This is a genomic window from Burkholderia sp. Cy-637 (genome assembly GCF_011753175.1).
Lineage (GTDB): Bacteria > Pseudomonadota > Gammaproteobacteria > Burkholderiales > Burkholderiaceae > Burkholderia > Burkholderia gladioli.
Window position 1 is genome coordinate 1 of record NZ_VWWC01000342.1, and the last position, 2,438, is coordinate 2,438.

Below are 2,438 nucleotides of genomic sequence, written 5' to 3' on the forward strand. Positions count from 1 at the left end.
CAATGCCTGGAACCGGCCGGAGCTGGAGCGCGCCGGCATCGGCTTCGCCGAGCACGATGCGCGCTACGCCTATGGCCGCGAATGGATCACCGTGGTCGAGGCGCTGCTGCGCGGCGAAACCGTGCGCGGTGATGCTGATCGCGCTGCGGCAGGCCGAGGGCGGGGTGAGGATCGATGCGCGTGCCCGCGATTCGCTGGCCGCCTCGCGCTGGCTGGCGCGCTTGCGCGAGGCGCGCTCCGACTGGCAGGTCGAGATGTCGGGCGTCGAGGGGGAGCCGGGCCAGGGCACGACGGGCACGATCCGCTTCGCGGTGCGGATCCGCTGGCCCGACGCGGTGCCGCTGCCTCGCGCGGCTCGTGCCGATTTCTTCGTAGCGCGGGGAGGGCGGCGATGATGAAGGCGATCGTCGCGCGGGTCTGCCCGCATGCGGGGGTGCGCCGGCTGCTGGCCCTGGCCGGCGTCGCGTCGGCCGTGTTCGGCGGGTTGTGGGCCGTGTCCGGCGAGCTCGACTGGAGCGGTATCGCCGGGGCTCGCGCCCGGCACGGTGAAGCGCTGGCGCAGCGGGAACTGGCCGAACGGCGGCTGGATTTGCAGCCAGACCCGCGATCGATCGAACCGGAGCCATCGCGCCAGGAGGAAGTGCCGGGGCAGTCCTCGCTCGACGCTCGCGCGGGCCGATCCCCGGCCTTGCCCGAAAACCGGCGCGACGAGGGTGAGCCGCTGCTCGATCCTGGTTGGCAGTTGATCGCCGGCGCCCACGACAGCGGCTTGCGGATTCGCCGGCTCGGTCCCGCGCAGCAGGCTGGAGCCGAGGCGGCGGCCGGCGGCATGCGGTACTACGACGTCGCCGGCGATGGCCGCTTCGGGGCAATCGGCGCCTGGGTCCGCTCGCTCGCCGCGCTGCCGATGGCCGTGGTGCCGGTCGGCATCGAGGTGCAGCGCCAGGGCGACGGGGCGAGTTTCTCGGCGCGTCTGGCCGTGTCGCTGCCCGGGCCGGACGCGCCGGATGTCGAGCCTGGAGCGGTAGCGACGGCTGCTTCCGGCCCGAGCGCAGCCGAGGCCGGCGCCGATTTCGGCGGCCGCGAGCCGGCGGCGATGCCGCGCGTCGCCGGCATCGTGCGCGATGCGCGTCGCGGGCTCGTGCTGTTCGACGCCGAGGCGGGGGCCTGGTCCGCTTCGGTGGGCGAGCGCGTTGGTGCCGAACGCATCACGCGCATCGATGCGGATGGGGTCTGGCTGGGTCTCGACGATGGCGGCGGTGCGCGGCATCGCATGGTTTTGCGCGGGGAGGCGGAGCGATGACACACGATCGAGGGAGGTTTGCGCGCCTGCTTGTTGCGCCGTGTGCGTTCTGGTTGGCGATCGGCCATTCGTCGCCGGCCCGGGCGATGCTGCGGCCGCCCTTGCCGATGGTGATGCCGGCCGCGGCGCTGGACAGCATCGGCTGGTTCGATCCCGAAGCGGGGCGCGTGGGCGGCGGCAGCGCGCTGGCGGACCCGGAGGATGCGGGCGCGGCGCCGGCCGCCGCCGGCGAGCGACACGCCGGCGAGGGCATGGCTGCCTCGGCCGCCGGCATTTCACCCTTGCCGGCTGGCGAACCGAAGGAGCCGGGGCCGCAGGGCGGTCTCCCGCTCGCGACCGGGGCGAGCCAGGTGACGGGCGAGGCGCCCACGTCAGCCACGCGTGCCGGCGGCAAACCGCCCGAAGCCACCCGGCAGGACCTCCCGCCACCCGCCCTGGAGGGCCCGCCGATTCCGTTGCCCCCGCCCGAGCGGCTGTCCGGTCCCGTCACCGTCCCGCGCGCGGCTGCCGACGGTCGCCGCATCTCGCTCGACCTGCGGCAGGCTCCGCTCGCGGCCGTGTTCGACGCCTTCGCGCGTTTCACGGGCCAGAGCGTGGTGCTGAGCGGCCGCGTGCAGGGCAGCGCCACGCTGCGCATCCACGACGTCCCCTGGCGCGACGCGTTCGATGCGCTGCTGGACGCCAACGGCCTGGCGATGGCGATGCGCGGCGACGTGATCTGGGTGGCGCCGGCGGCCGAACTGACGGCGCGCGAGCGTGCGCGCTTCGAGGCCCATGCGCGGATGGCCGACCTGGAGCCGCTGGCGAGCCGCACCTTCCTGCTGCGCTACCCGCGCGCCAACGATGTCGCGCGGCTGCTGACCGGCGCCGCCGCCAACCAGCGCGTGCTGTCGCGGCGCGGCTCGGTGCTGGCCGATGCGCGCACCAATTTGCTGTTCGTCACCGACCTGGACGGCCGGCTCGCGCAGATCGCGGCCCTCGTCGCGCAGCTCGACCGGCCCTCGCGCCAGGTGTTGATCGAGGCGCGCGTGGTCGAGGGCGAGCGCGGTTTCTCGCGCGAGCTGGGCGCACGGATCGCCTTGCGCACCACGCGCTCGCTGGCGCGCGGCGAGGGGGCGGGCAGCGGCGGCGCGCC

At 75.0% G+C, this 2,438-nt stretch carries 3 protein-coding genes and 1 pseudogene; all 4 read left to right on the forward strand.

The features are described from left to right. A pseudogene (locus tag F3J10_RS36500) lies at positions 1-124 on the forward strand (alkanesulfonate monooxygenase); the annotation flags it as partial. Between the two features lie 7 nt (positions 125-131). Continuing rightward, positions 132-395 (forward strand): hypothetical protein, encoded by a 264-nt coding sequence (locus tag F3J10_RS35260; RefSeq protein ID WP_205200593.1) that lies wholly within the window; start codon positions 132-134, stop codon positions 393-395. Continuing rightward, positions 392-1,303, forward strand: coding sequence for a hypothetical protein (locus F3J10_RS35265; protein ID WP_167244018.1), 912 nt, complete (start codon positions 392-394; stop codon positions 1,301-1,303). Before F3J10_RS35260 ends, F3J10_RS35265 begins: the two co-directional genes overlap by 4 nt. After that, the coding region (locus F3J10_RS35270) for a secretin N-terminal domain-containing protein (protein ID WP_205200594.1) at positions 1,300-2,438 on the forward strand (1,139 nt) is incomplete at its 3' end. The genes F3J10_RS35265 and F3J10_RS35270, both read left to right, overlap by 4 nt.

Excerpts from the sequence above, each read along its gene's own strand:
- F3J10_RS35260 (WP_205200593.1), top strand. The coding sequence starts at position 132 with ATGCTGATCGCGCTGCGGCAGGCCGAGGGCGGGGTGAGGATCGATGCG.
- F3J10_RS35265 (WP_167244018.1), top strand. The coding sequence starts at position 392 with ATGATGAAGGCGATCGTCGCGCGGGTCTGCCCGCATGCGGGGGTGCGC.